This is a genomic window from Rubrimonas cliftonensis (assembly GCF_900107585.1).
In the GTDB taxonomy this organism is placed as follows: domain Bacteria; phylum Pseudomonadota; class Alphaproteobacteria; order Rhodobacterales; family Rhodobacteraceae; genus Rubrimonas; species Rubrimonas cliftonensis.
Genome location: NZ_FNQM01000091.1, coordinates 1 through 1,321, shown reverse-complemented (window position 1 = coordinate 1,321; position 1,321 = coordinate 1). Strand labels below are relative to the sequence as shown.

1 protein-coding gene and 1 other annotated feature are annotated in these 1,321 nt (G+C 67.1%); the gene reads right to left on the bottom strand.

Going from position 1 to position 1,321, the window contains the following annotated elements; genetic code table 11:
* Positions 1 to 39: 39 nt before the first annotated feature.
* A protein-coding gene (locus BLW43_RS22725) for an IS3 family transposase (protein WP_093257237.1) occupies positions 40 to 1,268 on the bottom strand; the annotation gives its coding sequence in 2 pieces (ribosomal slippage) (positions 40 to 980 and positions 980 to 1,268; 1,230 coding nt in all).
* Positions 871 to 987: a sequence feature (AL1L pseudoknot), on the bottom strand. Its footprint overlaps the gene before it by 117 nt.
* Positions 1,269 to 1,321: the final 53 nt, after the last annotated feature.

Here is a 1,321-nt window from a genome sequence, read left to right as displayed (position 1 = left end):
TGAACCGCGCCGGGTTTCCCGGAGGCTGTTTCTCGTTAGCTACGCGGCCATCTCGGGTGTCTCCAGAGCGGCGTAGAAGGCGGCTTCGGCCTCGGCCGGCGGGATGTGGCCGATAGGCTCGAGTAAGCGGCGGTTGTTGAACCAGTCGACCCACTCGAGCGTCGCGTACTCGACGGCTTCGAAGCTGCGCCACGGACCGCGTCGATGGATGACCTCGGTCTTGTAGAGGCCGTTGATCGTCTCGGCGAGCGCGTTGTCGAAGCTGTCGCCGACGCTGCCGACCGAGGGCTCGATCCCGGCCTCGGCCAGCCGCTCGGTGTAGCGAATGGCGAGATACTGAGACCCGCGATCCGAATGCGCCACCAGGCCCGTGCCCTTCGCAGGTCGCCGCTGGTGGATCGCCTGCTCGAGCGCATCAAGGACGAAACCGGCATGGGCCGTCCTGCTGACGCGCCAGCCCACGATGCGGCGGGCGTAGGCGTCGACGACGAAGGCGACGTAGACGAAGCCCGTCCATGTCGCCACGTAGGTGAAGTCTGAAACCCACAGCCGGTTGGGCGCCGGCGCCTTGAACTGGCGGTTGACCCGGTCCAACGGGCAGTGAGCCGCCGGATCGGGAACCGTGGTTCTTACCCGCTTGCCGCGGACAATGCCGTGAAGACCCATGGCTTTCATCAGCCGCGCCACTGTGCAACGGGCGACGTAGATACCCTCGCGCCCCAGTTGCCGCCAAACTTTCCGCACGCCGTAGACCCCGAAGTTATCGTCGAAGACGCGCCGGATCTCGGGGCGCAGCTCGGCGTCGCGCCGGGCGCGCGCCGACAGCCGCCGCGGGTCTGCGCGCGTGGCCTGTTCGGCGTGATAGGTGGACGGGGCGATCGGCAGAACCCTGCAGATCGGCTCGACCCCGTGCGCATCTTTCTCCGCGTCGATGAACGCAATCATGTCTTCGGTCGGCGGTCGAGCTCCGCCTGCGCAAAATATGCGCTGGCCTTGCGCAAGATCTCATTGGCCTGGCGTAGCTCGCGGTTCTCCCGCTCCAGCGCCTTCATCCGTTCGGCCATCTCGGTGGCGACGCCAGCGCGTCGGCCGCCGTCGACCTCAGCCCGTTTGACCCACTCGTTCAGCGTCTGCGCCGCGCAGCCGATCTTCGGCGCGATCGCCACGATCGCCGACCAGCGAGACCCGCGCTCAACCTCGCTGTCCTGAACCATCCGGACCGCGCGCTCGCGGACCTCAGGGGAGAACTTGTTCGTCGTCTTGCTCATGGGGCGCCATCCTACTCAGAAGTTGGAGCCTCCGGCAGACCCGGCGCGGTTCA